Source organism: Rhodococcus oryzae (assembly GCF_005049235.1).
GTDB classification, from domain to species: Bacteria; Actinomycetota; Actinomycetes; order Mycobacteriales; family Mycobacteriaceae; genus Rhodococcus_G; species Rhodococcus_G oryzae.
In genome coordinates, this window is the sequence record NZ_SUMD01000006.1 from 187,401 (window position 1) to 213,516 (window position 26,116).

At 69.8% G+C, this 26,116-nt stretch carries 22 protein-coding genes; 11 read left to right on the forward strand and 11 right to left on the reverse strand.

All coding sequences use genetic code 11. The features are described from left to right. The first annotated feature begins 60 nt into the window (after positions 1–60). Positions 61–1,092: a 4-hydroxy-3-methylbut-2-enyl diphosphate reductase gene (locus FCG67_RS14505; protein WP_136910451.1), complete on the forward strand. Its 1,032-nt coding sequence runs from the start codon at positions 61–63 to the stop codon at positions 1,090–1,092. A 51-nt stretch (positions 1,093–1,143) separates the two neighbouring features. Here FCG67_RS14505 and FCG67_RS14510 read toward each other — a convergent pair whose 3' ends face one another. Both FCG67_RS14510 and FCG67_RS14515 read right to left on the reverse strand, forming a co-directional pair. Beyond that, complete coding sequence (locus FCG67_RS14510; RefSeq protein ID WP_246045076.1) at positions 1,144–1,914, reverse strand: DUF6542 domain-containing protein; 771 nt, start codon at positions 1,912–1,914, stop codon at positions 1,144–1,146. A gap of 89 nt (positions 1,915–2,003) precedes the next feature. Beyond that, positions 2,004–3,173 carry a DNA recombination protein RmuC gene (locus FCG67_RS14515; protein WP_136910452.1) on the reverse strand — a complete coding sequence of 390 codons (1,170 nt, stop codon included), beginning with the start codon at positions 3,171–3,173 and terminating at the stop codon, positions 2,004–2,006. A gap of 119 nt (positions 3,174–3,292) precedes the next feature. Between FCG67_RS14515 and FCG67_RS14520 the strand changes: the two genes are divergently transcribed. Next, positions 3,293–4,474: an exonuclease SbcCD subunit D gene (locus FCG67_RS14520; protein ID WP_136910453.1), complete on the forward strand. Its 1,182-nt coding sequence runs from the start codon at positions 3,293–3,295 to the stop codon at positions 4,472–4,474. Next, complete coding sequence (locus FCG67_RS14525; RefSeq protein ID WP_136910454.1) at positions 4,471–7,452, forward strand: AAA family ATPase; 2,982 nt, start codon at positions 4,471–4,473, stop codon at positions 7,450–7,452. The genes FCG67_RS14520 and FCG67_RS14525 overlap by 4 nt, the downstream gene beginning before the upstream one ends. Positions 7,453–7,472: 20 nt before the next feature. Here the strand turns inward: FCG67_RS14525 and FCG67_RS14530 are convergent, their stop codons facing one another. From FCG67_RS14530 to FCG67_RS14545, 4 genes are all read right to left on the reverse strand, one after another. Next, a complete protein-coding gene (locus FCG67_RS14530) occupies positions 7,473–8,591 on the reverse strand; it encodes an AI-2E family transporter (RefSeq protein WP_211243217.1) in 1,119 nt (372 codons plus the stop codon). A gap of 107 nt (positions 8,592–8,698) precedes the next feature. Further along, positions 8,699–9,202, reverse strand: coding sequence for a methylated-DNA--[protein]-cysteine S-methyltransferase (locus FCG67_RS14535; protein ID WP_136910456.1), 504 nt, complete (start codon positions 9,200–9,202; stop codon positions 8,699–8,701). Next, entirely contained in the window at positions 9,199–10,686 is a 1,488-nt protein-coding gene (locus FCG67_RS14540; protein WP_246045077.1) for a DNA-3-methyladenine glycosylase 2 family protein, read from the reverse strand. Before FCG67_RS14540 ends, FCG67_RS14535 begins: the two co-directional genes overlap by 4 nt. 126 nt (positions 10,687–10,812) lie before the next feature. Beyond that, a complete protein-coding gene (locus FCG67_RS14545) occupies positions 10,813–13,203 on the reverse strand; it encodes a cellulase family glycosylhydrolase (protein WP_136910458.1) in 2,391 nt (796 codons plus the stop codon). Between the two features lie 138 nt (positions 13,204–13,341). Between FCG67_RS14545 and FCG67_RS14550 the strand changes: the two genes are divergently transcribed. The 4 genes from FCG67_RS14550 to FCG67_RS14565 all read left to right on the forward strand — a co-directional run bounded on the left by FCG67_RS14550 (position 13,342) and on the right by FCG67_RS14565 (position 16,960). Then, positions 13,342–13,899: a hypothetical protein gene (locus FCG67_RS14550; RefSeq protein WP_136910459.1), complete on the forward strand. Its 558-nt coding sequence runs from the start codon at positions 13,342–13,344 to the stop codon at positions 13,897–13,899. Then, the gene (locus FCG67_RS14555) at positions 13,899–14,186 is read left to right on the forward strand and encodes a transcriptional regulator (RefSeq protein WP_136910460.1); all 288 of its coding nucleotides are present in this window, start codon (positions 13,899–13,901) and stop codon (positions 14,184–14,186) included. Before FCG67_RS14550 ends, FCG67_RS14555 begins: the two co-directional genes overlap by 1 nt. A 102-nt stretch (positions 14,187–14,288) precedes the next feature. After that, positions 14,289–15,575 carry a hypothetical protein gene (locus FCG67_RS14560; RefSeq protein WP_211243209.1) on the forward strand — a complete coding sequence of 429 codons (1,287 nt, stop codon included), beginning with the start codon at positions 14,289–14,291 and terminating at the stop codon, positions 15,573–15,575. After that, positions 15,575–16,960, forward strand: a complete 1,386-nt coding sequence (locus FCG67_RS14565; protein WP_136910461.1) for a lipase family protein — start codon at positions 15,575–15,577, stop codon at positions 16,958–16,960. Before FCG67_RS14560 ends, FCG67_RS14565 begins: the two co-directional genes overlap by 1 nt. A 22-nt stretch (positions 16,961–16,982) precedes the next feature. On the opposite strand, the gene FCG67_RS14570 is transcribed toward FCG67_RS14565, so the two are convergent. Both FCG67_RS14570 and FCG67_RS14575 read right to left on the reverse strand, forming a co-directional pair. After that, positions 16,983–18,572 carry an FMN-binding glutamate synthase family protein gene (locus tag FCG67_RS14570; protein WP_136910462.1) on the reverse strand — a complete coding sequence of 530 codons (1,590 nt, stop codon included), beginning with the start codon at positions 18,570–18,572 and terminating at the stop codon, positions 16,983–16,985. A 136-nt stretch (positions 18,573–18,708) separates the two neighbouring features. After that, on the reverse strand, positions 18,709–19,275 hold the full coding sequence (locus FCG67_RS14575) for a LysM peptidoglycan-binding domain-containing protein (RefSeq protein WP_077042527.1): 567 nt from the start codon (positions 19,273–19,275) through the stop codon (positions 18,709–18,711). A 108-nt stretch (positions 19,276–19,383) separates the two neighbouring features. On the opposite strand from FCG67_RS14575, the gene FCG67_RS14580 reads away from it, so the two are divergent. From FCG67_RS14580 to ychF, 3 genes are all read left to right on the forward strand, one after another. After that, on the forward strand, positions 19,384–20,010 hold the full coding sequence (locus FCG67_RS14580; protein ID WP_136910463.1) for a class I SAM-dependent methyltransferase: 627 nt from the start codon (positions 19,384–19,386) through the stop codon (positions 20,008–20,010). 470 nt (positions 20,011–20,480) lie between these two features. Further along, positions 20,481–20,906, forward strand: coding sequence for a CD225/dispanin family protein (locus tag FCG67_RS14585; RefSeq protein ID WP_136910464.1), 426 nt, complete (start codon positions 20,481–20,483; stop codon positions 20,904–20,906). Positions 20,907–20,968: 62 nt separating this feature from the next. Then, positions 20,969–22,048 carry a redox-regulated ATPase YchF gene (ychF, locus tag FCG67_RS14590; protein WP_136910465.1) on the forward strand — a complete coding sequence of 360 codons (1,080 nt, stop codon included), beginning with the start codon at positions 20,969–20,971 and terminating at the stop codon, positions 22,046–22,048. Positions 22,049–22,543: 495 nt separating this feature from the next. Here ychF and FCG67_RS14600 read toward each other — a convergent pair whose 3' ends face one another. The 3 genes from FCG67_RS14600 to FCG67_RS14610 are packed head-to-tail and all read right to left on the reverse strand — an operon-like array spanning position 22,544 to position 25,003. Continuing rightward, positions 22,544–23,404, reverse strand: coding sequence for an alpha/beta fold hydrolase (locus FCG67_RS14600; protein WP_136910466.1), 861 nt, complete (start codon positions 23,402–23,404; stop codon positions 22,544–22,546). Next, the gene (locus tag FCG67_RS14605) at positions 23,401–24,393 is read right to left on the reverse strand and encodes an NADP-dependent oxidoreductase (protein WP_136910467.1); all 993 of its coding nucleotides are present in this window, start codon (positions 24,391–24,393) and stop codon (positions 23,401–23,403) included. The genes FCG67_RS14600 and FCG67_RS14605 overlap by 4 nt, the downstream gene beginning before the upstream one ends. 16 nt (positions 24,394–24,409) lie before the next feature. Then, the gene (locus tag FCG67_RS14610) at positions 24,410–25,003 is read right to left on the reverse strand and encodes a TetR/AcrR family transcriptional regulator (protein WP_136910468.1); all 594 of its coding nucleotides are present in this window, start codon (positions 25,001–25,003) and stop codon (positions 24,410–24,412) included. Between the two features lie 276 nt (positions 25,004–25,279). Here FCG67_RS14610 and FCG67_RS14615 point away from each other — a divergent pair, with 276 nt between their 5' ends. Beyond that, positions 25,280–26,113, forward strand: coding sequence for an alpha/beta fold hydrolase (locus tag FCG67_RS14615; protein WP_136910469.1), 834 nt, complete (start codon positions 25,280–25,282; stop codon positions 26,111–26,113). Positions 26,114–26,116 lie beyond the last annotated feature (3 nt).

The following is a 26,116-nucleotide window of genomic DNA, read 5'->3' on the forward strand; positions in this document are numbered from 1 at the left end:
AGCTGGGCGCGCGGTGTGCCTGATCGGGCACCCCGTCATGGCTGCCCGTACCCTGGTGTCATGTCTTCCGCTGTCCCCCTGAACCTGGGCATCGCCCGTTCCAGCGCCCCTGCTCCGGGCGGCTCCGGCAAGCGCGTCCTGCTCGCCGAACCACGTGGATACTGTGCGGGTGTCGACCGTGCGGTCGAGACGGTCGAGCGGGCCCTCGAGAAGCACGGCGCGCCGATCTACGTGCGCAAGGAGATCGTGCACAACCGGCACGTGGTCGAGACGCTGTCTGACCGCGGCGTCGTCTTCGTCGACGAGACCGACGAGGTGCCGGAGGGCTCGCTGTTGGTGTTCTCCGCCCACGGGGTGTCGCCCGCCGTGCACGAGTCGGCGGCCGAGCGCAACCTCAAGACCATCGACGCGACCTGCCCGCTGGTGACGAAGGTGCACCAGGAGGCCAAGCGGTTCGCGCGGGACGACTACGACATCCTGCTGATCGGACACGAGGGCCACGAGGAAGTCGAGGGCACCGCGGGCGAGGCCCCTGACCACGTCCAGTTGGTGGACGGACCCGAGTCGGTCGACGCCGTCACCGTGCGCGACGAGTCGAAGGTGATCTGGCTGTCGCAGACCACGCTCAGCGTGGACGAGACGATGGCGACGGTGGCCCGGCTCCGCGAGAAGTTCCCGCTGCTGCAGGACCCGCCGAGCGACGACATCTGCTACGCCACCCAGAACCGGCAGGTCGCGGTGAAGGCGATGGCCCCGGAGTGCGATCTGGTGATCGTTGTCGGGTCGCGGAACTCGTCGAACTCGGTGCGGCTGGTCGAGGTGGCCCTCGGCGCAGGCGCGCGGGCGAGCTACCTGGTCGACTACGCGCGCGAGATCGACACCGCGTGGCTCGACGGTGTCACCACCGTCGGTCTCACCTCGGGTGCCTCGGTACCGGAGATCCTGGTCAGCGGCGTGATCGAGCTGCTCGCCGAGCACGGATTCCACGATGTGCAGCCGGTGACCACCGCGAACGAGACCCTCGTCTTCTCGCTACCGCGCGAGCTGCGCAAGCCGAGCAACACCGGTTCGCCGAGCAACACCGGTTCCTAGCACGGGCGGTGACGCCCCGGTCCCGGCCCATACGGAGCCGGTCCGCGGGCGTCAGTACCTGCCGCGCGGCTGATCGTGAGCCGAGTCTTCCCGGTCCCGGTATCGGACCTGCGGGATCGGGTGCACGGGGGTGTACGGGTCGGCGGCGCCGCGCGGGGGCTGCACCCGGGCGGTCGCGGCAGTCGGCGTGCGTTCCGGCCTACGGCCGTTCCCCGGCGCGGGCGGTGGGGGGACCGGACGACGCTGGACCTGGGTCGGCGCCGGGTCCCGGTACACCGCGCGTCCGGGCTGGGTCTGCGGAGCCCCGTGCGGGCGCGGCGCCGATGCGGTGCGCTGGGCCGCCGTGCGCGGCTGGTCGGTCCGTCGTGCCGCCTGTTGCGGCCGGGTCGCGGGACGATCGGTGCCGCGGGCGGCACCTGCCTCCGCGGACCTGCTCTTCGTGCGGGCAGGGGTGCGGACCGCCTGCTGGCCGAGGTAGAGCCGGACCCCGCCGATGATGAGCACGGCGAGGGTGGTGGTCAACATCAGCGGAAAGCGGTTGACCAGCGGGATCGCCACGTTGAACATCAGATCCTTGAGTCCGCCCTTGGATCCGGTGGTCAGGAACTGGTAGGCCAGCGGCACGGCCGCGAACAGGATCAGCGGCGGCTGGACCATCGCGGCGAACAGGCCGCGGCTGCGGACCGCGAGGACCGCGCCGACACAGCCGAGGAAGTAGAAGACGGAGAACGCGGACGTCAGTTCGTTGCCACGGACCGCGTCAATGGCGAATCCAACGAAGGTCGTCGCCACCGCGATGAGAACGGCGGCCGCTGCGGGCACGCCGGGCACAGTGGGGAGAACAGACCGCATCTCGAGCGGCACCCCAGAGCGAGCACGTTGGGTTGCAGACACCCTTAGACACTAGCCGTTCACGATCCGATCGCCTCGTTGGCGCGACCGTTAGTGGGCAAGTTCTCGCCGAGGCCGACGGCCCTCGGCCACGAGTCGATCCGCCCGATCTCGGCGACCTCCCCGTCCCCGACCTCCAGTTCGTGGAGCTTGCGGGCGGTCACGATGACCCGCGACTCCATGGAGGCCGCCGTCAGATTGAACGAGTCGACGGCCTTGCCCAGTTGGGATCCGAGCCGGTCCAGGTGGCTGCCGACCACCCCGATCCGCGTGTACAGCTCGCGGCCGAGGCGGTGGATGGTCGCGGCCTCACGGGAGAGCGTCTCCTGCCGCCAGGTGTGCGCGATGGTGCGCAGCAGTGCGACGAGGGTGGTCGGGGTGGCCAGGATCACGTTCTTCGCAAATGCGTGCTCGAGCAGCTCGGCGTCGGCGGTGAGCGCGGCGTCGAGGAACGGGTCGCCAGGGACGAACAGCACCACGAACTCCGGGCTCGGATCGAACGAGGCCCAGTAGGCCTTGGCGGAGAGCTGGTCGACGTGTGTGCGCAGCTGTCGGGCGTGCCGGGTGAGGTGGCCGTCCCTGAGACGGGGATCCTCTTCCTGCGCGGCGTCCAGGTACGCGGCGAGGGGAACCTTGGCGTCGACCACGATCTGCTTGCCGCCTGCCAGCCGGACCAGCAGGTCCGGCCGCACACCCTCGCCACTGACCTGGGTGTCGAAGTCGCAGTGCTTGACCATGCCCGCCAGTTCGACCACCCGCTCGAGCTGGATCTCACCCCACCGGCCACGGATCTGCGGGGCGCGCAGCGCGGTGACGAGCTGGCCGGTCTGGGTGGTGAGCAGCTGGGAGGCGCGATGCATGCCCGCGACCTGCTCGGACAGCCCGGCGTACGCGTGCACCCGGCTGCGTTCGACCTGCTGGACCTGGTTTGCGAGGGCGTCGACCGCGTCGTGCAGCGGGCCGACCAGGTGGGAGACCTGTTCGCCGACCGCGCCCGACGTGCGGCGGGCCGAGTCCTCGTTCACCGCGGCGAGGGACTGTCGCAGCGTCTTCTCGTTCTCGCGCAGCGCCGCGAGCTGGGCCTGGGCCCGTGCCGCGTGCTGGCCGGACCGGGAGGAGTGCCAGAGCCAGCCGACGGCGATGCCGAGGCCGAGCGCGACGAGCAGTCCGAAGGCGGTGACGGGGTCCATGGGGCAGATGGTGCACGAGGGCACCGACAAGCTCCGGCGGGAGTGACCTCGGGCGCCCCTCGTGCCCGTGCCCGGCGCGCGTCACCGATCGTGTCGGCGCCGTGATCTACGGTCGGCGCATGCGAATCCTGCACACCTCCGATTGGCACATCGGGCGCACCTTCCACGGCGTGGACCTGCTCGCCGATCAGGCGAGCGCGCTCGAGGCCATCGCCGCCCTTGTCGCGGAGAACGAGGTGGACGTGGTCGTCGTCCCCGGCGACGTGTACGACCGCGCGATCCCCAGTGCGGACGCTGTGACGGTGTGCAACAAGGGTTTCGAGGCGATCCGTGCCGCGGGGGCGGTGATCGTCGCGACCTCCGGCAATCACGACTCCCCGGCGCGGCTCGGTGCGGGCTCGGCGTTCTCGGCCGCGGGCGGACTGCACCTGATGACGCGGGTCTCCGAGGTGGACCGCCCGGTGCTGCTCGAGGACGAGCACGGCGAGGTCGCCTTCTACGGCCTGCCGTACCTCGAGCCCGAGACCACGAGGGCGGAGCTCGGCGTGCCGACCGCGCGCTCGCACGCCGAGATCCTGGACGCGGCGATGGCGCGCGTCCGTGCGGATCTCGGGGGCCGCGCCGTCGACGGCAGCCGGCCGCGCGCGGTCCTGCTCGCGCACGCCTTCGTCGTCGGGGCCGAGGCGACCGGCTCGGAACGATCCATCTCGGTCGGCGGGGTCGAGACGGTCTCGGCCTCCGCGTTCGACGGCGTCGACTATGTGGCGCTCGGGCACCTGCACTCGCCGCAGACCCTGACCGATCGGGTGCGCTATTCCGGGTCGCCGCTGCCGTACTCGTTCGGCGAGCGGACCCACCGCAAGGCGGTGTGGATAGCCGATCTGGACGCCACGGGCCTCGCGGACGTGCGCCGCGTCGACCTGCCGGTTGTGCGCGGGCTGAGCCAGCTGACCGGCACCGTGGACGAGCTGCTCGACGACGAGCGGTTCACCGCGGACGAGGACAACTACGTCTCGGCGATCCTCACCGATCCGGTCCGGCCACAGGACCCGATGCGCACCCTGCAGACCCGGTTCCCGCACATGGTGCACCTCGAATGGCAGCGACCCGAGGGCAGCGCGGACCTGCACTACGGGGAGCGCGTTCGCGGGCGCAGCGACCTGCAGATCGCCACCAGCTTCCTCACCGACATGCGCGGCGAGCCGACGGTGAGCGAACTGCGCCTGGTCGAGCGTGCGCTGAGCGCCGCGGTCCGCGAGAACGAGCTCGGCGAACCGGCGGCCATGGAAGAGATCGCGTGAGGCTGCACAGTCTGGAGGTCTCGGCGTTCGGGCCGTTCGGCGACACCGCGACGGTGGACTTCGACGCCCTCGGCTCGGACGGTCTGTTCCTGCTGCACGGCCAGACCGGCGCGGGCAAGACCACCATCCTCGACGCGGTGGCCTTCGCGCTGTACGGCACGGTCCCGGGTGCCCGGCAGCAGGGCAAGCGACTGCTCTCCGATCACGCCGCCGCGGGTTCGGTGCCGAAGGTGGTGCTGGAGGCGACGATCGGCGGCCGCAGGCTCCGCCTGACCCGTAGCCCCGAATACGAACGGGCCAAACTTCGTGGCACCGGCACCACCAGGGAGAACGCGAAGGCGACGCTCACCTGGCTGGACGGTCACGGTCAGAACCTGACCCGTCTCGACGAGATCGGCGAGGAGATCGGCCGGCTGCTCGGCATGAGCGCCGACCAGTTCTTCCAGGTGGTGCTGCTCCCGCAGGGGGAGTTCGCGCGATTCCTGCGCGCGGACACCGACGAGCGGGGCGACCTGCTGGAGCGGCTGTTCGACACCACTCGGTTCGGCACGGTCGAGGACTGGTTCGCCGAGCGCAGGCGCGAGAGCGCGGCGACGCTGGAATCCGGACGCAAGTCCGTTGACCTGATGCTCGCGCGTGTCTCCACGGCGGCGGGCATCGAGGCGGGCGCCGACGCCGATCCACTGACGTGGGCGCACAAGTTGCGGGCCGACGCGGAGGAGGCCAGGGACACCGCCACCGCGGAACTCGTCGCGGCAAGGGCGACCGCGGCGCGGGCCACCGCCACGCTCGCCGAGGTGACCCGGATCCGGGGTCTGCAGCAGCGCGCCGCCAAGGCCGCGGCGGAGCTGCGCACCCACGCCGAGGGCGCGGACGAGCGGGCGGCGCAGACCGAGGAACTCGCCAGGGCGGTGCGGGCCGCACCGATCGCCGGGATCCGCATGGACGCCACCGCGGCGGCGGAAACCGCTGCGCGGGAACTGAAGCTGATGGACACCCTGGCCGGAGGTGTCGGCGCGGTCGCCGAGGGCAGGGCGCTGCTGGAGCGGCTGTCCTGGCCCGAGGCCGCCGAGGACCGTGGCGTCATCGACTCGACGGTCCGCGGCTGGACCGATGAGGTCGCGCGGCTCGACGACCTCATCGCCGAATCGCTGGTCGCCGACGCCCTGCAGGAGACCGCGGACCGGCACGGCGAGCTGCGCCGCGAGCTCGCCTCCGCCGCAGCGGAACTCGAGCTCCGTCGGACCGCGCTGCCCGAACAGCTGCGCGCAGCCGAGGACGATCTCGCCGCGGCGCGGCAGGCGGTCGCGGCGTTGCCCGCCCTCGACGAGGCGCGGGTCAGGGCGGCCGACGTGCAGGGCGCCGCCGTCGCCCTCGCGGAACAGCGACAGCTCCGTGCGGACGCCGCGGACCAGCTGTCGGCGGCGCGTGGCCGGCACCAGGATGCGCGCGGCGAGCTGCTCGACCTTCGCGAACGCCGACTCGCCGGAATGGCGGCCGAGCTCGCGGCCGGACTCTCCGACGGTCAGCCGTGTGTGGTGTGCGGTTCGGCGGAGCACCCGAACCCGGCCGAGCCGTCGGAGACGATCGTGACCAGGTCCGACGAGGACGCCGCCCGAGTGGCGGAGCATCGGTTGGCCCAGGAGGTCGATATCGCGGCCGATCGCCTCGCGAAGATCGATCAGGCCATCGAGGTCCTGCTCGAGCGGGGCGGCGACCGCGACCGGGATCAGGTCGGGGCAGAGCTGTCGGCGGCCACCCAGGCGCACGCGGCCGCGCACGCGTCGGCGGCGGGTGAGCGGGCGCTCTTCGATCGCCTGTCCGGGCTGCGTGCCGAACAGGAAGGCCTGCAGGAACGCTCACGCGTAGCCGGCGCCGAGCTCGCGACCCTCGACGAGCGGATCGCGGGGGCGGTGCAACAGCTGGAGACCATCAGGAAGCGGATCGCGGAGGCCTCGGGCGTGGACGAGAGCCCCAAGGCGCGCCGCGACCGGCTCGACGCGCTCGCGGCGGCGGTGTCGCGACTGCGAGACCTGCGCGCCCAGGTCACCGCCGCGCAGGAGAGCGCGGAGGCGTTGTCCGCGAAGGCCGTCCGGGCGGCGACCGAGGCCGGGTTCGAGTCGGTGGACGAGGCGGTCGCGGCCACCAGGGACGAGCGTCGGGTGGCGGCCATCGAGGCCGCGCTCGCGCAGGCGCGGGATCAGAGGGTGCGGGCCGAATCGGTCCTCGCGGAGGCGGAGGTGGCCGCCGTCGCCGGGATGGATCCCGTCGACCCGTCGGTCGCCGAGTCCGAGGTCGAGGGCGCGAACGCGGTGGTGAACTCGGCGATCGCCGTCGCGTCGGAGGCCGACCGCAGGCTGGCGGATCTCGAGCGGCTGGTCGCGCAGCTGGCGAAGGAGGTCGGCGCGCTGGCCCCGATGCAGGAGCGGCACGCGGAACTGGCGGGCCTGGCGGAGGTGATCGCCGGGCGGGGACAGAATGCCCGCAAGATGTCGCTGCGGTCCTATGTCCTCGCCGCCAGGCTCGAGGAGGTCGCGATTGCGGCCTCGACCAGGCTGCGCCGGATGTCCGGTGGCCGTTACGAATTCGTGCACGCGGACGGGGCCGGGCCGCGCGGCAAGCGGGGCGGACTCGGCCTGGACATCCGCGACGACTACACCGGGGTGGTGCGCTCCGCGAAGACCCTCTCGGGCGGCGAATCGTTCCTGGCGTCGCTGTCGCTGGCGCTGGGTCTGGCCGACGTCGTCGCCGCGGAGTCGGGCGGCCTGGTGCTCGACACCATGTTCATCGACGAGGGATTCGGCACCCTCGACTCGGACGCGCTCGAGTCGGTGATGGGAGTCCTCGACGAGCTGCGTGCGGGCGGACGGGTGGTCGGCATCGTCAGCCATGTCGACGAGATGCGGCAGCGGATCCCGAGCCGGCTGCACGTGATCCGCGGGCGGGCCGGGTCGAGCGTGGAGGTCGTCGCGGGATAGTGCGGGCCGGGCGCGCCGCGTCAGTCCGCGGTTGCGAGATCGCCGGGCTCGGTGGCGGGCTCCGCCCCGGCGTCGGCCTCGGTCCCGGCGTCGCGGTCCCGATCGTCCAGCTTCAGGTCCACCTGCTCGCCGATGTAGCGGATCACCACGGCCACCACGGCCGCGACCGGGACGGCGAGGAAAGCGCCGACGATTCCGAACATGGAGCCGCCCGCGGTCACCGCGAGCAGCACGATCACCGCGTGCAGCTTCATGGTGCGGCTCTGCAGCACCGGCTGGAGCACGTTGCCCTCGAGCTGCTGCACCGCGATCACGATGACCAGGACGATGAGCGCGGTCGTCCAGCCCTTCGCGACGAGCGCGACCAGGACGGCGAGGGCACCCGCCACGAAAGCACCGACGATCGGGATGAAGCCGGCGATGAAGGTGAGCAGGGCGAGCATCGGGGCCAGCGGCACACCCAGGATGATCAGGCCGAGGCCGATGAAGAAGGCGTCGACGAAGCTGACCAGCGCCTGGGTGCGGATGAAGCCGCCGAGCGTGTCCCAGATCCGGACAGACACCGCCTCGAAGTGCCGTCCGGCGCGACCCCCGGTGACGCTGTGCAGCCACGGCAGGAAGCGCGGGCCGTCCTTGATGAAGAAGAACGCGAGTACCAGCACCAGCGTGAGCGTCACGAGCATGGAGCCGGCCGCGCTGACGCCGCTGAACACTCCGGTCGCGATGGCCTGAGCACTGGTCTGCAATTTGTGGATGATCGCCTGGACCGCGGAGTCGATCTGATCGTCCTGCAGGTTGATCGGCGGGCCCTTGATCCACTCCTGCACCTGAGTGATGCCCTGGCTGGCCTTGTTCGCGAGCTCCGGCGCCTGGTCGACCACCGAGGGCACGATCAGCGCGATGATCCCACCGAAGAAGCCGAGGAACGCGATCAGGGTGATGCCGGCGGCCGCCCCAGGGGGCACGCCGCGAGAGGTCATCGCGCGGGTGGGCGGCCACAACACCGTCGAGACCACGATCGCCAGCAGAACCGGCAGGACCGCGACCCACAGGACGCCGAGCAGGGTCCACACCACCCAACCGCCCGCGGCGATGAGCACCAGGCACAGCGACCACTTGGCGAGCCACATGCCGCCCATGCCGAGTATCTCGCCGCGGTCGCGGGGGTGGTGCTGACGCAGCTCGGTCGGCGGCGCGGTGGGCTGATCGCTCACGGTCGGTCCTTCCTGGCGGTGATGGACCGAATCTACCGTGCATGCTCCTCGTGCGAGATCAGCCAGCGCTTGGCGGGCAGCCCCCAGCGGAACCCGCCGAGCGTGCCGTCGGTGCGCAGCACCCGGTGACAGGGCACGAACAGCGCGGCGGCGTTGCGTGCGCAGGCCGACGCCGCACCGCGCACCGCGGCGGGACGTCCCGAGCGGCCGGCAAACTCGGTGTAGGTGATCGGGTCCCCGGCGGGCACGGTGCGCAGCACATCCCAGGCGTGCACCAGGAATTCGCCCGACTGCTGCCGGACGGTGATCGAATCGATGCTGGTCAGATCGCCGCGGTGGTAATCGGCGACGGCGCGGGTGACGGCGCCGAGATCGCAGAGCCGGGTGAGTGCGGTGGGACGCAGGCTCGGGTGGATCAGCGCCCGCAGCTCCTCGGGGTCCTCCGTCCATCCCGACGCCAGGACCGCGCCGTCGTCGTCGACGAGGGCGGTGAACGGGCCGATCGGGGTCGTGGTGGTGGCGTACTTGGCGATCATTTCTGGTCCTCCGTATCGGGGGTCGGTGTGGAATCGAGCGCACCGCGCGCGGCAAGTGCGCTGCGCCACAGGTGCATTGATGCGTACGAGCGCCAGGGTGTCCAGCGCGAGGAGTCGGTCAGGTCGGCGCCCATCGCCTGCGCCCCCTGGCGGACGACGAGGTCCGTGTCGAGCAGCACGTCGGGGTCGGCGAGGGTGCGCATCACCACGTAGTCGGCCGTCCATGGTCCGATGCCCTTGTACGACAACAGATCCGCGCGCAGGTCCTCGGCGGTGCGGCCTGCGTGCAGGGTCAGGGTGCCCGTGGCGAGCGCCTCCGCAACCCCGATGACGGCGTCGATCCGGCGGGCGGGACCGGTGAGCACCTCGCGGCCGCGTGCGGCGATGACCTCGGCGCCGGGGAAGCTGTGGGTCAGGTGTGGGTCGTCGACCCGGGCGCCGAGCGCGGCCACCAGTCGGGCGGTCTGGGTGGACGCCGCGGCCAGTGAGATCTGTTGCCCGATCATCGTGCGCAGCAGGAGTTCGTCCGCGTCGATGCTGCCCGGCACCCGGATGCCGGGGGCCGCCCGGACGCTCGTCGCCAGCGCGGGATCGGCGGCGAGGGCGCCGTCCACCGCCTCGGGGTCCGCGTCCAGGTCCAGGAGATGTCGCAGCCGGGCGACGGCGGGCGCGAGGTCGCGCATGTCCCGCAGGGTGAGCTCGGCCCGCACGTACTCGGGCAGGACGCGCAGCGCGACCACCCCGCAGCCGCGGGGGAGTCGGAGCGTTCGGCGGTACTCGCCGTCGGACCAGCGCTCCATGCCCGCGACGGCGTGCCCGGACAGGAACCAGGCCAGCCAGTGGGCGTCGAGGGGTTTGCGGTAGGGCAGCCGCAATGACACCGTGCCCTTGGCGGGTGGGGCGTCGGCACGCTTGGCGGCCTCGGTGCGCATCGTCGTGGGGGCCACCGCGAACACCTCGCGGACCGTGTCGTTGAACTGCCGGATGCTCGAGAATCCCGCGGCGAAGGCGATGTCCGACATCGACATCGCCGTGGTCTGGATCAGCAACCGGGCGGTGTGCGCGCGATGTGCCCGGGCGAGGGCGAGCGGTCCGGCGCCGAGTTCCGCGGTCAACGCCCTGGTGAGGTGCCGCGACGAGTACCCGAGCGAGGCGGACAGCGATTCCACCCCGCCGCGCTCGACGGCGCCGTCGGAGATCAGCCGCATGGCACGAGCGGCGAGATCCGAGCGCACGTTCCACAGCGGCGAGCCGGGCGCGGCGTCGGGCAGGCACCGGCGGCAGGCGCGGTACCCGGCCTGCTGGGCGGCGGCCGCGGTCGGGAGGAAGCTGACGTTCCCCGGCTTCGGCGTGATCGCCGGGCACGAGGGCCTGCAGTAGATGCCCGTGGTCCGCACGGCGGTGATGAACTGCCCGTCGAAGCGGGCGTCGCGGGAGGACACGGCGCGGTAGCAGCGGTCGAAGTCGAGATGCGGTGCGGTCACAGTCACCACTGTGGCAGCGCGCCCGCGGCCGCGCTAGCGGAAATCGGACATCACCGTCTGGCGTCGAGTGTGCACCTGCGGTTGCATCGCCCGAGAGCGAGCGACCGCAGGTGCACACTCGACGGCTCAGGCGCCGCCGGTACGGACCTCGTAGTCGCCGGCGGCGCACCCGGTCATCAGCGAGCCCTCACCGAGCGGGGTGAACGCGATGTCCTCGACCCCGACCGTGTCGACGGCCGAGGCGCCGGCGTCGACCCGGCTCGGGAACCAGACCTCGAGCCGGCAGCCGCCGTCGCCCGCGGTACCGGTCAGCTCCAGCCGGTCACCCTCGGCCGCGAGGTGGGTGATCCGCCCCGGCGCGAATCGCGGGTAGGCGCGGGTGAGCTCGTCGATCAGCGCGGTGTTCCGCGGGGCGTCCTCCCCGGTGCTGCACAGCACCGGCATCAGCCCGTCGCCCAGTTCCTGGATGCCGTTCTGCGGGTCCCCGCAGGCCTGCTTCCACACCCAGAAGGCGCCGCCCTGGATGCGCGCGTCCTGCTCGTTTGCGAAGCGGGCGGCCTTGTCGACGCGCCCGTCGCCCCAGTAGCCGTACTCGCCGGTCCAGACCGGGATGCCGCCGTACTTCTGTGCCACCCGGTCGGCGAGAGTGAAGCCCCGTTCGATGCTGACGATCGTGGGCAGGCCGAGCGAGGCATCCATCGTGATGGACTCGGCGTAGAGGTGCGGGGAGAAGACGATGTTGGTGTCGTCGGTGAAGCCGGCCGGGGGGCCGCTGTCGAACCCGAGGCCGGACCACAGGATGCTCGGCTCGAAGTAGACGATCTGCTCGGCGCCCGCCTCGCGGATGGCGTCGATGGTCCGGTCGTAGAAGCGGCCGAGCAGCAGCGACGAGGTCAGCGGCGCGGACTCGCCGAAGTTCGGCTCGTTCAGCAGGTCGTACCCGGCGACGGCATCCTCGTCCTTGAACTCGCCCGCGAGCATCGCCCAGGCCTGGACGAGTTGCTCCTGCACGCCGTCGGTGTCGTAGTAGAAGTTGTTGAAGGCGCGGCCGCCCGCGGGCGAGATGTCGCGCCCGGTGAACTGGCAGCGCGGTGCGCCGTCGGTGATCGTGGCCCACTCGGGCGCGCCGTCGTAGCCCCACATGGGCGAGGTGCCCGGCCGGCAGCTGACGTCATCGGGCGACGGGGCGTTCGACCAGCCGTCCTGATGCATGTCGAGCACGGTGTAGAGGCCGTGCGCCTTGGCCTGCGCGACGGCGACCCGGATCTGGTCGACATAGGCCTCGTCGTAGCGGCCGCGTTCCGGCTCGAGGGCCGACCAGGACAACGCGAGCCGGACCACGTTGAATCCGTGATCGGCGATACCGGCGAAATCCGCGTCGGTCAGCGGCAGGGTCGAGGGGACCTCGGGCCGCGGCGCATAGAAGTCGACGAGCTGGTTGACGTTGACGCCGCGAAGCAGGACCTCGCGGCCGGCCGCGTCGGCGATGACCTCGCCCGAGACACGCAGGGGCAGCAGGGTTCCCGACTCGGCGGAGTCGAGGGGTGCGGGCGACGCGGGCTGCGCATCGGGGCGGGCCAGGAACGGGACGGCCACCGCGACGGCGGCCAAGGTCACCGCGCCCGCCCGCAGGGCCGGGCGGGGGATCGGCGACGGCTGGGTCGACTGCCGCCGCGACCAGACCGCCGCGAATCCGACGATCCATCCCGTGCAGGCGCCGTAGGCGACGCCGTCCGCGAGCCGGATGTACCCGCTCATCAGCGGCCAGAGGTCTCCCGCGAAACCGTCGTCGGAGACCATCCCGACGATCGATGCGGCGAGGGCGAGCAGCGCGCCCGCACCCATCGCCGCGAACCATCCGGCGAGGAAGGTGGTCGCGGTCCCGCCTGCCACCCGGCGGCCGAGCACCCGCTGGCAGCCGATGGCGCCGAGGACGAGCACGGCGATCCCGCCGACGGTCGCGAGCACGCCGTTGAGGACGTTGGGCGCAGGCATCCACCGGTCGTAGGGAGCGCCTGCCCACCACTGTCCCGCCAGGAGCGGGGCGATGGCGCCGAAGATCAGCGCTCCGGCCCACACCGACGGCGCGTCGTCCGGTGCATCGGCCACGCTGCGGCGGCGGCCCGCGATCGCGACGACGCCCGCGACGATCAGTCCGGCCGGAATCGCCTTGGCGAGGGCGAATCCGCTGCCCCACGCCGCGGTCCCGAGGTCACCCGCCGCCACCAAGGACATCGCGAACTTCGCCAGGAGCACGGCGAGCACGACGCTTCCGGTGGTGGCCGCGAACAGCCAGCGGGACCCGGCGATCGACCGCACCGCCCACCACGTGACGCCGAGCAGCACCGGCAGGTAGACGACGAACGGCGCGATCTGCCAGGGCGCCCGGATCGGCCACAGATCCGCGCCGGTCCAGCCGAGCAGGCTCAGCAGGCCGCTCGGATCTGCGGCGGCCTGGACGATCACCAGCAGACCCAGGGCGAGGATCGCGATCCAGGCAAGGCGATTCGAAGACATCCGACACATTCCGTTCACTCAGGAGTTCCCGGAATCCTAAGTGCCTGCGCTTCTGCTCGCGCCCGGAACTGGACGATTGTCCGAATCGCGGGACCGTGCAGCTTGCCAACCTGGAAAGTATGAGGCACGCTTTCCATTATGGAAACTCCGGGAGTAGGGCCGAGCGAGGCCGCCGACGCCCTCGAGGCCGCCGAGGCGTCGCGATCCGGGCTTGCCAGGGGCGTGGTCATTCCGCCGTGGACGCATGTCTGGCTGGGTGCGGCGGTCGCGGTGCAGATCGCGACAGCAGCTGTCGGCCTGACGTGGGGGCAGGGGTCGGCGCCGTGGTGGATCGCGGCCGGCGTCGTGGTCTACGGCGCCGTGGCCTGGTGGCAGTTGCGCCGGTTCCGGCGCGCCAACGGCGTCCGGCTCGAGGGCTTCGCCAGTCGCGTCGTGTTCGGCGCGGCGGCGATGGCCACAGTCGGTTACCTGGCCGGACTGGTGGCGGCGTACGCCGCGATGACGCACGGCTGGTGGTGGCTGGCCGCACCGGCGGCGGCCGCCGGGGGAGTCGCCTATGCCGTGAGCGGTCGGCACTGGGTCGCCTCGTACCGGCGAGAGCCTGCGCGTCTGGCCACCGCCGAGAGCGTCGTGTGGCTGGTCGTGCTCGGGGTCCTCGCCCTCGGCGGTCTGGTGCTGTTGGTGATCGGCCACTGATGCCGGAGCTCGACGCACACCTCCAGCAGCCGGCCCGGCTACGGCTGATGTCGATGCTGACGGCGGTCACGGAGGCGGAGTTCGCGACGGTGCGGGATCGGCTCGAGGTCAGCGACTCGGTGCTCTCCAAGCACGTGTCGGCGCTCGCCGCCGCCGGGTATGTCCGCAGCCGCAAGGGCGTGCACCTCGGCCGCCGGACCACCTGGCTCTCGCTGTCCGCGAAGGGCCGCAAGTCGCTGCAGGCGCATGTTGCTGCACTGCGCGAGATCATCGCAGGCGTGGAGTAAGACGGCCGAGGGCCTGGTCTGCCCAAAATGCCCAGAGCCTCGCGGAACGTGAACTAGTCTCGGAAAACCTACTTCGCGGTATGTTCCGACACCGGGAGAGCCATGAGTGCTCGCATCGCCCGCGCGCCGTCGCGGTCCTCCGTTCTCCGGAGGTGCCTGCCCGCGCTGGCCGCCGTCGTGCTGGGGCTGGCGGTGGCGGGACCGAGCACGCCTGCGCCCGCCGCCGCGTCCGAGGCGGACACCTACCTGAACCTGCCGCTGGTCAACCGGGACGCCGCGCACGGTCCGGGCGGGGTGAACCCGGCGCTGCCGACCGATCGCGGCGCGCTCGCGCGACTGCTAGACCAGGCCAGGGCGTCCGGTGTGGCGCCGAGCTCATATGCGGCGTTGCTCTATCAGTACTGGCTCGTCGATGTCACCGCCGAGGCCGGCATCGACCTGGCGCGGTGGGACCCCCGCACCGGGGTGGAGGCGAACCGGGAGAACCTGATCCGGTCGTACCGGTACTACGAGCACCTGCAGTTGCAGCACCGCGAGTTGCAGTGGGCGGGCATGGCCGGGCAGGTCGGCGCCGATTTCGGCGGCGGGCTCATCGATTTCGAGCTGATCACGAACATCTACGACCTTCCGCAGCTGCAGCAGACCACGCGCGCCATCGTCGCGTCGGCGACCGAGGTCGCAGGACCGCAGATCGTCGACCGGCTCCCGAAGGGGTTGCGCGCGTTGGCCGGTGCGGGCGCCACGGTCACCGGGGACGACCTGCACCACATCCTGGGCATGATCCTGGTGATGCAGAAGAACATCTTCTCGGATCTGATGCCGATGCACCGCGCCTACGTCACCGAGGGCCTGCCCGCCCTCGAGGAGATGCGCGCTGCGGGGCTGTTCGGGCGGGACGTGATGGACGCGTGGCGCGACATCGCCTCGACGGATGCGGACCGGATCGCCCGTGGCAACGTGACCCTGCTGCGTCGCGAACAGGGCGTGATCATCCGGGAACAATGGGACGCCGTGCGGGCCTACAAGGGCGACGTCGGTGAGGCCGTCAGTTATCTGTCCACGGTCGCCGGGTCACCCTCGGTCGCAGGCGTGCTGCCGCCGCGCTCGTTCCGTCCCATCGAGATCGCCACCACCCTGCCCGACGGCCGGACCGCCACCCTGACGACGCCGCTGCCGAGCTGGAACTGGTCGGTCTACGAGGAGCGGTGGGACTACATCACCACCCAGTTGCTGCCGAGGTACAAGGCGACGGTCGAAAGCGACTGGCCGCGGCTCGAGGCGGAGCTCCGCACCCCGTACGAGATCCAGATCGAAAGCCACCGGCCGTTGATGAACATTCCGCAGATTCTGCAATCGGCTCTCCAGAACACGAAAGTGACGGTGTCCTGATGTCGACCGATCCGCGCGACCATCGTCCCCGCATCGGCGGGGTGCGCTCGCTCTCGGCAGCCGCCGCGGCCGTCGTCCTCGCGATCCTGTCGCCGGGTGTCGGTGCGGCGCAGGCACCCCCGCCGCCGCCCGTCGCGGTCGACACGCCCGCGCTGCAGGGCGAGGTGTTCAACGAGTTCGTCGAGGGCGCGTTCGAGGGCGGGGAGTTCGGCACCCGCGACGAGATCCTCGGCGCGCTGCGGCCGAACGATCCGTTCTATGCCGAGCCGCCGCTCACCGGCGCCGAGAAGCCGGGCACCCTCCTCAAGGCCAAGCGGGTCGACGTGATGTTCACCGGCTTCAAGCCGGCAAACCTCGAGGCGTACAAGATCATGTACGTCACGACGGGGAACGACGGGGTGACCCCGACGATCAGCACCGGGTTCGTGATGATCCCGGTCGACGGCGTGCCCGCTTCGGAGAAGAAGGTCATCGGGTATCAGGAGGCCAACGACAGCGTCGGCGCCTACTGTCACCCCAGCACGCAGTGGACGGGCGGGGACCCCCTCGACGGCGCTTCGTGGTCCGCGCTCGGACCGCTGGCGTTGATGTTCGGCAAGGGGTACGCCGTCGTGATCTCCGATGTCGGCAACGATGCCGACCCCGATCCACACGGCGTCTTCGCGGCGAAGTTCGCAGGCCATGCCCAGCTCGACGCGTTGCGCGCGGCCACCTCGGGCGGCGGGACGGGGCTGAGCCCGCAGGCCCCCATCGCGCTGTTCGGTGTCGCAGGCGGCGGCGTCGGCGCGGCCTCCGCGGCGGAGATGCAGGCCGGCTACGCGCCCGAGCTGAACATCAAATCCACTGTCCTCGAGGGCATGGTCATCGATCAGCGGAACTTCATGCGGACAGCGGACGGCTCGGTGGGCTCGGGGTTCGCCTTCGCGACCCTGCTCGGGCTCGAGCCCTGGTACCCGGAGATGCGGATCAACGACAAGCTCAACCCGGTCGGCCGGGCGCTGGCGGACGAGTACCGCGTGCAGTGTCAGATGCCGTCCTACTTCACGGCGCCCTTCGTGCCGCTCCGGCTGTTGTTCTCCAGCGGTCGGAGTCCGGCCGACATCCCCGAGTTCCAGCACGTCTACGACGACAACAGGCTCGGCGGCCAGGCGCCGAGGTCCAAGGTGCTCATCTCCTCCTGCGGCAAGGACGACTCGCCCATGTCCCTTGTGCCCGCACAGGATTCCCGTGACCTCGCGGCCCGCTACCGGGCCGGTGGCACCGACGTCACCTACGCCCCCAGCGACTGCAACCTGAACCGGTTGTTCGCCGACCCGTACGGGTGGGGGACCGACCTGTTCGGCATGCAGACCATCGACTGGATCGACCGGAACTTCGCGGAATGACGGCGCGGCACCTGCCGGGCGGTCAGAACCGGGCGGCGTCCGCGTCGATCCAGTCGTTGAGCCAGCCCGCGGGCGGGTCCTCGAGCAACTCGTCCGACTGCAGCCACTCATAAAGATCCGCATAGGTTTTCGTGGTGTACGCGTCGACGCGCCGATTGAGCATCGACGGCCGCAACTCGTCGAAGCCGTCCAGGCCCATCGAGGCGATCAACTGCTTCGCACTGGCCACCGTCGACTTCTGGAACCGGTAGACCCGGGCCGACTTGTCCGGCACATCGATCGACTTCGAGCGGGAGCGATCCTGCGTCGCGACCCCGACCGGGCAGTGGTTGGTGTGGCAGGCCTGGGCCTGGATGCAGCCGACCGCGAACATCATCGCTCGGGCCGCCATGGTGAAATCGGCGCCCTGGATGATGCGCTTGACGATGTCGCTGCCGCTCGCGACCTTGCCGGAGGCGCCGATCTTGATCCGGTCCCGTAGGCCCGAGCCGACCAGTGCGTTGTGCACGAGCATCAGGCCCTCGGTCAGGGGCATGCCCATGTGATCCTCGAATTCGACGGGGGCGGCGCCGGTTCCGCCCTCCGAGCCGTCCACGATGATGAAGTCCGGCGCGGTCCCGGCCTCCAGCATGGCCTTGCAGATGCCGAGGAACTCCGCGCGCGAGCCCACGCAGAGCTTGAACCCGACGGGCTTGCCTCCGGAGAGCGCGCGCAGCGTCGTGATGAAATCGATCAGCCCGGCGGGGGTGTCGAAGGCGTTGTGCGCGGGCGGCGAGATCACGGTGACCCCGACCGGGACGCCGCGGGTGTCGGCGATCTCCTGGCTCACCTTCGCACCCGGCAGTACGCCGCCCAGTCCGGGCTTGGCGCCCTGGGACAGCTTGATCGAGATCGCCTTGACCTGGGGGTCGACGGCCTTCGCGGCGAAGACCTCCGGATCGAACCGCCCGTCCGGGGTGCGACATCCGAAGTAGCCGGAGCCGATCTCCCAGATCAGGTCACCGCCGTGCTTGCGGTGGTAGGGGCTGATGCCGCCCTCACCGGTGTCGTGGGCGAATCCGCCGCGCGCAGCGCCCGCGTTCATCGCCTCGACCGCGTTGGCGGACAGCGAGCCGAAGCTCATCGCGGAGACGTTGAGCAGCGCGATGTCGTAGGGCCGGGTGCAGTCGGGCCCGCCGAGCCGGACCGTCGGGGTCGCCTCCGGGGCATGCCGTGCCCGCAGCGAGTGCGCCATGAACTCGTACCCGGGCGCGTGCACGTCGCGTTCGGTGCCGAAGGGCTCGTCGTCCTTGGTGCCCTTGGCGCGCTCGTACACGAGATCGCGGGTCTCACGGTCGAACGGCGTTCCGTCGGTGGATGATTCGATGAAGTACTGCTGGATCTCGGGGCGGATCTTCTCGAGCAGGAATCGGGCGTGCCCGAGGATGGGGTAGTTGCGCAGGATGCTGTGTCGGCGCTGGAGGAGATCCCAGGTGCCCAGGCCCGCGAGCGCCACGAGGACTGCGGCGAGAATCGCGATGACGACCCGCCATCCGGACTCCATGCCGAGAGCGAGTGCCAGTGCCGCCAATCCGGCCAGCCACACTCCGGCAACGATCAGCCATCTCACCACGGTGCATCCTTTTCGTGTCACGTCCATCGCCGGTCGGGTCGACCGAGTGTCGCACCCGGCCGTGCGGGGCTCCGAAAACGACACGGCGGCCCCGGAAATGAGATCCGGGACCGCCGTGTCGGGTGGAGCGGGTGTACTACGCCGGGATGGTCAGAACCTGGCCGACGTTGATGGCGTCCGGGTTCGGGATGCCGTTGGCATCGGCGATGCGCTGGTACTGGTTGCCGTCGCCGTAGAAGTGGGTGGCGAGGTCCCAGAGGGTGTCGCCGGGGGCGACGGTGTGGGTGCGCGGGGCCGGGGGCGCCGGCGGGGCCTCGGCGGCGGCCGGGGCGACGGGGGCGGGCTCGGGCTCCGGCTCGGCCACGACCTCGACGGCGGTGTCCGAGGCCCAGACGGCCTTGTCGCCCGCGTACAGCACCACATTGCGGTCGTCCTGGACGACCAGCTTGACGTCGGAGTTGCCCGAGGTCTCGGAGGCCCACACGGCGTCGTTGCCCTCGGTGTACAGCACGAAGTTGCCGTCGTCCTGCAGGTCGGCCTTGACCGCGCTCTTGCCGTTGGTCTTGCTGGCCCACACAGCGTTGCCGCCCTCGCTGAGCACGAGGTTGCCGTCGTCCTGCAGCGTCAGCGCGTACGCGCCGTTGTTGGAGGTGATCGACTGTCCGGCCGTGAGGCTCGAACCGGCCTGCAAGGTGTCCGCCACGTTGTTCCCCTTTCAGAGGTGATCGTCGGTGAAGCGCTTGTAGTGCTGATCCACACGGGGACCACATGATCCGGCCCTCGGCGTGCTCACAGAGCGTACGCGGCGCGAATGAGTTTCGCTGGGGCCGACGGGCCATCTGAACATAGTCTGAACAATGTGACGCGATGGGAAAACGAACGTGACGAAGAGCAATCACGCGCCTATATCCGGCGTTTCGAGGAGTTGGCGGCGCAGGGCGTAGATCTGCACGGCGAGGCCCGGATGCTCGATGCCGTCATCGCTCCGGGTTCGCGGGTGCTCGATGCCGGATGCGGCACCGGGCGTGTCGGTGTCGAATTGTCCAGGCGGGGGCACCATGTGACGGCGGTCGACCTGGATCCGGTGCTGGTGGAGGCCGCGCGGGCGCACCCGGAGCTGACCGTCCACCAGGCGGACCTCGCCGAGCTGGACCTGCCCGGCGAGACGTTCGATGCGATCATCGCGGCCGGGAATGTGCTGATCTTCCTCGAGCCCGGCACGGAACGGACTGTGCTGCAACGGTTTGCCGCGCACCTAGCCGATGGCGGGGTGTTGGTGACGGGGTTCGCCACCGACTACCGGTACACGGTCAGGGACTTCGACGCGGACCTGGAGGCGGCCGGGCTGGTGTTCGAGCAGCGTTTCGCGACATGGGACCTGCGGCCCTGGCGGCCGGACGCGACGTGGGCGGTGACGGTCGCGCGCAAGCGCGGGTAGCGGCCGCCTCAGACCCAACAGGCTATGGCGAGTGGCCCGGCGAACGGAATGAAGGCCAAGGGCGAGCAGGTCAGTGCGGCACCCAATGGGCCCTGCTGTGGATTGAGGGTTGCGGGCGAGACGGGTGTGGGGACCGGTGATGCCGGTGTCGCGGTGGTGATCGCCGGGCCGAACGCGATCATCGGAACCGTAGCCGCGGCCACTATCGCTGCACGGAGTGATCTTCTGGTCATGGTGTTCCTCCTGGTGGCGCGGCGTGGCGCACCGCGCGGTTCCGGGGTGCCCTCGGGTTGCGCTCTTCTCATTGTGAGCGCCGGGACACCGCATGTCACGGCCGTGGGCTACTCGTTTTGTCCGCCTTCGCCGAGCCGTCGGTGCACGCCCGCAGTCCTGGCCTGCTCCGACGACCCGGCGACGACTTGCTCGGATAGGGTGCTTGCGCTGTATCCGAATGACTTTCTGGGGGGACCATGTCCGAGACCGACCTCACGAGCGCGCCCACGACCTCGGCTGTGCCGTCTTATCCGCAGCCCGCGTACCCGTCCTATCCGCAGCCCGCGCAGGCCCCGCAGCCGATGCAGGCCCCTGTCCAGTACGGGCCTCCGGTTCCGGGCGCGGTGCCCGCGCCGCCGCCGTCGAACGCCGGCTGGGCGGTGGCCGCGGTCGTCTTCTTCTGGCCGCTGGCATTCGCCGCGTTCAATCACTCGTCCTCGGTGTACCCGAGGTGGGCGCTCGGTGACTACCAGGGCGCCCAGTACGCCTCCGACCGCGCCAAGCAGCTCGGCAAGATCTCGCTGGGGCTGGCGATCGGCCTCGGGGTGCTGTTCTTCATCCTCTACGGGGTGATCATCGCCGCCGCGATCAGCGGCATCGAGGACAGCACCAGCGGGTACTGATCCGCAGGTCTACGGACCGGTGTGTGCAGGGCGCCCACACCGGTCCGTAGACTCTGGAGACCGTGAGCCTTACCCTCGGAATCGTCGGACTGCCCAACGTCGGCAAGTCCACCCTCTTCAACGCGCTGACCAACAACGACGTGCTTGCCGCGAACTACCCGTTCGCGACCATCGAGCCGAACGTCGGCATGGTCGAGCTGCCCGATCCGCGGCTGGTCAGGCTCGCCGAGATCTTCGGCTCCGAGCGGATCCTGCCCGCGACGGTCTCGTTCGTCGACATCGCCGGGATCGTCAAGGGCGCGTCCGAGGGCGCCGGCCTTGGCAACAAGTTCCTGGCCAACATTCGCGAGGCCGACGCCATCTGCCAGGTGGTTCGCGTGTTCGCCGACGACGACGTGGTGCACGTCGACGGCCGCGTCGACCCCGCATCGGACATCGAGGTGATCGAGACCGAGCTGGTCATCGCCGACATGCAGACCCTCGAGAAGGCGCTTCCGCGGCTGGACAAGGAAGCGCGCAAGAACAAGGAGCTCAAGCCGCTGCACGACGAGGCGGTCAAGGCCCAGGCGTTCCTCGACGAGGGCAAGACCCTCTTCAGCATCAAGGACAAGCTGGACTTCGGGCTGCTGCGTGAGCTGAGCCTGCTCACCACCAAGCCGTTCCTGTACGTCTTCAACGCGGATGAGGCGGTGCTCACCGACGAGGCGAAGGTTGCCGAGCTGCGGGCGTCGGTCGCCCCCGCGGACGCGGTGTTCCTCGACGCGAAGGTCGAGCAGGAGCTGCTCGAGCTGGACGAGGAGGACCGCCAGGAGATGCTCGACTCGATCGGTCAGTCCGAGCCCGGCCTGCACGCGCTCGCCCGGACGGGCTTCCACACCCTCGGGCTGCAGACCTACCTGACCGCGGGTCCCAAGGAGTCGCGCGCCTGGACCATCCACAAGGGCGACACCGCCCCGCAGGCGGCAGGCGTCATCCACACCGACTTCGAGCGTGGCTTCATCAAGGCCGAGATCGTGTCCTTCGCGGACCTGGACGAGGCGGGTTCGATGGCCGCGGCCAAGGCCGCAGGCAAGGTGCGCATGGAGGGCAAGGAGTACGTGATGGCTGACGGTGACGTGGTGGAGTTCCGCTTCAACGTCTAAAACTGCTGTTCATCGGCCTATTTCTGGTCGAGAGTACGCAGAGAGTACGCAACAGAACCCGCAGAGGCTCGGAACAGTTCGTCCGCAGCGCTGCGGGTTTTGTCGTTCGCGTCCGGCCACAAATGCGAGTAGGTGTTCAGCGTGGCGCTGGGGGAGCTGTGCCCAAGCGCCCGCTGCCCTGTCACAACATCGCAGCCGGCCGCGATGAGCCCGGACGCGCAGAAGGGCCGCAGGTCGTGGAGCTTGATCCCCGACATGTCAGCATGTTGGCAGTGATCGATTGGTAGAGAAGGGGTTTCGGCGGGGAAGGTTGAAGGGGTGGATGCGACGCCTGATCGCCCTTCCGGCAAGTGACGTGCGTCGGGAATTGCGTCCGGCAGTCGCCAAGCCGATGACCACGTCCTATCACCGCCAATGCCGCTCTCGTCGATCCCACGGGACTGTCGGTGCCTTTTTTGATGTGTCGGCACCGATCGGCTGGTAGGCAGGGCTGGCTCAGCCGGCGAGGAACTCGGCGGCGATCGGGGCGAAATTCTCGTGGAATTGGAAGATCCCGCCGTGGCCGGAGTCGGGGTAGATGATCAGTTCGCTGCCCTTGATGCGGCGGTGCAGGTCCTCGGAGAGGACTGAGGGCACCATGCGGTCGTTGTCGCCGTTGGCGATCAGGGTCGGCTGGGTGAACGTCGAGAGGTCCGAAGGGGCGGAGCGGCCGAACTTCTGGATCGCTTTCAGCTGGGTTCGGAGTGCCATGATGCTGATCGGCTTGTCACGGTCGACGATGCGCTCCTCGAGCCGCTTCACGAACGCCTTCGCGGCGCGCTTGCCGATCGCGTCGCGTTTGAAGAACAGGAACTCCTTCGGGTCAGACCGGGTCAGGGTCGCGCGGAGGATGTCCCAGTAGGTGAGGGCGACGACCTTGTCGATGTCCGTGCCGCCACGCGGTCCGGTCCCGGTCAGCACGAGCTTGCGGACCAGGTCGGGGTGCTTGACGATCAGGTCCTGGGCGATGAAGCCGCCCATCGAGAAGGAGAAGATGTCGATCTTCTCGAACCCCAGCGCGGTGATGAATTCGTAGGCGTGATCGGCCGCTTCCTCGAGGGTGGCGGGCACCTTTCCTGTCGAGGCGCCGACGCCGCGCTGGTCGAAGGTGATGACGTGCCGGTTCTGGGCGATGGGGTCGACGATGCGGGGGTCCCAGTTGTCCAAGGTCGCGGCGAGGTGCACGAAGAAGACGACGGGGATATCGCCCTTCGGTCCGAGTTCACGGTAGGCGTACGTCGCGCCGCCGGCCGTGATGGCGCGAGTCGGCGCCTCGGCGTACGACGTGATGACAGGTTCGTTGCTGGTGGTGCTCATCGCGTCACCACGATCTTTCCGTTGGCCTTGCCCTGTTCGACATACGTCATCGCTTCCAGGGTCTGGGTGAAGTCGAAGGTCCGATCCAGCACAGGACGCAGGGTGCCGTCGTCGTACAGGGCGGCGAGGGTCTTGAGTTGTGCGCCGCTGGCGCGCATGAAGAAGAACTCGTAGTGGACCCCGAGCTTCTTGGCTTGCTTGCGGACCTTGCGGCCGAGGAACGCCATGACAGGTGCCAGCATCGGTTGACCGAGTTGCTTGGCGAAGGCTGGGTCGGGTGGGCCGACGACGCTGATGGCCAGTCCGCCGGGCTTGAGTACGGTCAGCGACTTCTCCAGGTTGGGGCCGCCGAGGGAGTCGAGTACGACATCGTAGCCGCTCAGGACGTCGGCGAAGTCCTGCTTCGTGAAGTCGATGACTTCGTCGGCGCCGAGCTCGCGCACCTTGTCCTCGTCGTTGGTGCGTGCGGTGGTGGCGACGTAGGCGCCGAGGTGCTTGGCCACCTGGATGACGGTTGACCCGAGCCCGCCCGCACCAGCGTGGACGAGGACCTTCTGGCCGGGTTTCAGCTGAGCGACGTCAACGAGGGATTGCCAGGCGGCCAGCGCCACGAGGGGGACGGCGCCGGCTTCCTCGAACGACAGGGAACGTGGCTTCAGAGCCACGTCGTCGGTATCGATGGCGATGAACTCGGCGAAGGTCCCGATCCGCAGGTCACGCGGCCGGGAGTACACCTCGTCACCCACCTTGAAGTTGCGTACGTCGGCACCGACCTGGGTGATGACGCCGGAGACGTCGTGACCCAAGACGAACGGTCGCTTGTACTTCAGGAGCTGCTTGAACTCTCCGTTGCGGACCATCTTGTCCAATGGGTTGATGCTGGCCGCTCGGACGTCGACGAGCACGTCGTGTGCGCCGACGGAGGGGACCGGTACGTCGCTCAGCTGAAGTGCGTCGGGACCGTAGCGGCTGACAGTGAAGGCTTTCATTCGGTCTCCTGCGTGCTCATGAAGGACTTGGGGTGGAGTTGTCGGCGATCCGCATCGCGTTCTGGTATGCGGAAGTGAGGATCTGATCGGACAGCTCCGGATCGGTGACGGCACGGGCGAGCTGGAGCGACGAGACCAGGAGCGTGAAGAGCCCGATCGCGCGGTCCCGGGCGCCCCCGGAATCGCCGACAGCGAGGTGTCGCGCGATCGCGTCGATGAGCGCCCGTGCACCGTCGGTGTAGGCCTGCCGGGTCGAATGGTCTTGGCGGGTGATCTCGTCGAGCAAAGCTGCCGAGGGGCAGCCGTTTCCTGGGTCGTCGCGGTGCCCTGGGGAGAGGTATTCGCGGACGAAGGTCTCCACCGAGGCGAGGCCGGGGGGCAGGGCATCGACCCGCGCGACCTGGACGGCGAGCTGCTCGGAGACGACGGTGGCGATCAGGTCATCCTTCGACGCGAAGTGTCCGTAGAAGGCGCCATTGGTCAGCCCCGCGTCAGCTACCAGCGCGGAGATGCCGGCCCCGTCGAAGCCGTCGCGCTTGAATCGAACCCCGGAGGTTTCGATCATTCGGCGTCGCGTCGCGTCCTTGTGCTCCGGTGCGTATCTGGCCATCGACAGATCCCTTTCGTCGTCGTACTTGTGCCAGCATAGCAGTATGGTCATACTAGTATGACCATACTTCAATCTCTGACCCAGGAGCCTCGATGCCCTCACTCAGCGACCCGCACGCGTCATCCGCCCCAGGGTGTGGCGCCCTGTCTCGGCGTTGCGGGGCCTCCTCGGACCGAGTCTGGACGCCAGATTCGCCAGCGATCCTCGACGTCCTCGCACGCCTCGACGCACGCCCGATCCCCAATTCCTGATCCACCACCAACGAAAGAAGCTGCCATGACGACCTGGCGAGACACCCCGACCAAGACCATCGCGATCGACGGCACTCCGTTCGCGTACCGCGAGCTCGGAGACACCTCCGGTGTGCCAGTGGTCTTCCTCCATCACTTCACCGCCGTCCTGGACGACTGGGACCCACGGGTCATCGACGGCATCGCGGCGCAGCATCACGTGATCGCCTTCGACAACCGCGGCGTGGGTGCGACCGGCTCCAGCGTCCCCAACAACCTGGAACACATGGGCGCCGATGCGATCGCGTTCATCAGTGCGCTCGGCTACGAGCAAGTCGACCTCTTCGGCTTCTCGCTCGGTGGAGCAGTCGCGCAGATGATCGCGCTGCAAGCGCCCGACCTGGTACGCCGGATGGTGCTCGCCGGCACCGGGCCACGGGGTGGCGGCGGCATCTGGAAGATGCCGTTCATCGTGGGCGGTGCGTACGCCAAGGCCCTCGCGACCCGGAAGGACCCGCGTCACTTCCTCTTCTTCCCGCGCAATGCCGAGGGAAAGAGGGCAGCGAAGGAGTACTTCGCTCGCCTCGCCGAACGTACTCAGGACCTCGACCGGCCCATCTCGCGACAAGCGGGCCTCGCTCAACTGCGTGCGATCACGTCCGGCGGGCTGCACGCCCCCGACGACTTGGCGACCATCAAGGTCCCCGTCCTGGTCGCCAACGGCGATCACGACCTGATGGTCGCCAGCGAGCACTCCGCCGACATGGCCCGACGCCTCCCTGACGCCAGGCTGATCGTCTACCCCAACTCAGGCCACGGCGGCGTCTTCCAGCACCACCAGGAGTTCGTTCCTGAGGTCCTTGCCTTCCTGGCCGGCTGACCT

Bases quoted from the DNA above. Each gene is read 5' to 3' on its own strand.
- FCG67_RS14505 (WP_136910451.1), top strand. From the start codon at position 61: ATGTCTTCCGCTGTCCCCCTGAACCTGGGCATCGCCCGTTCCAGCGCC.
- FCG67_RS14515 (WP_136910452.1), bottom strand. From the start codon at position 3,173: ATGGACCCCGTCACCGCCTTCGGACTGCTCGTCGCGCTCGGCCTCGGC.
- FCG67_RS14520 (WP_136910453.1), top strand. From the start codon at position 3,293: ATGCGAATCCTGCACACCTCCGATTGGCACATCGGGCGCACCTTCCAC.
- FCG67_RS14530 (WP_211243217.1), bottom strand. From the start codon at position 8,591: ATGGGCGGCATGTGGCTCGCCAAGTGGTCGCTGTGCCTGGTGCTCATC.
- FCG67_RS14535 (WP_136910456.1), bottom strand. From the start codon at position 9,202: ATGATCGCCAAGTACGCCACCACCACGACCCCGATCGGCCCGTTCACC.
- FCG67_RS14545 (WP_136910458.1), bottom strand. From the start codon at position 13,203: ATGTCTTCGAATCGCCTTGCCTGGATCGCGATCCTCGCCCTGGGTCTG.
- FCG67_RS14550 (WP_136910459.1), top strand. From the start codon at position 13,342: ATGGAAACTCCGGGAGTAGGGCCGAGCGAGGCCGCCGACGCCCTCGAG.
- FCG67_RS14555 (WP_136910460.1), top strand. From the start codon at position 13,899: ATGCCGGAGCTCGACGCACACCTCCAGCAGCCGGCCCGGCTACGGCTG.
- FCG67_RS14560 (WP_211243209.1), top strand. From the start codon at position 14,289: ATGAGTGCTCGCATCGCCCGCGCGCCGTCGCGGTCCTCCGTTCTCCGG.
- FCG67_RS14565 (WP_136910461.1), top strand. From the start codon at position 15,575: ATGTCGACCGATCCGCGCGACCATCGTCCCCGCATCGGCGGGGTGCGC.
- FCG67_RS14580 (WP_136910463.1), top strand. From the start codon at position 19,384: ATGAGTTTCGCTGGGGCCGACGGGCCATCTGAACATAGTCTGAACAAT.
- FCG67_RS14585 (WP_136910464.1), top strand. From the start codon at position 20,481: ATGTCCGAGACCGACCTCACGAGCGCGCCCACGACCTCGGCTGTGCCG.
- FCG67_RS14600 (WP_136910466.1), bottom strand. From the start codon at position 23,404: ATGAGCACCACCAGCAACGAACCTGTCATCACGTCGTACGCCGAGGCG.
- FCG67_RS14605 (WP_136910467.1), bottom strand. From the start codon at position 24,393: ATGAAAGCCTTCACTGTCAGCCGCTACGGTCCCGACGCACTTCAGCTG.
- FCG67_RS14610 (WP_136910468.1), bottom strand. From the start codon at position 25,003: ATGGCCAGATACGCACCGGAGCACAAGGACGCGACGCGACGCCGAATG.
- FCG67_RS14615 (WP_136910469.1), top strand. From the start codon at position 25,280: ATGACGACCTGGCGAGACACCCCGACCAAGACCATCGCGATCGACGGC.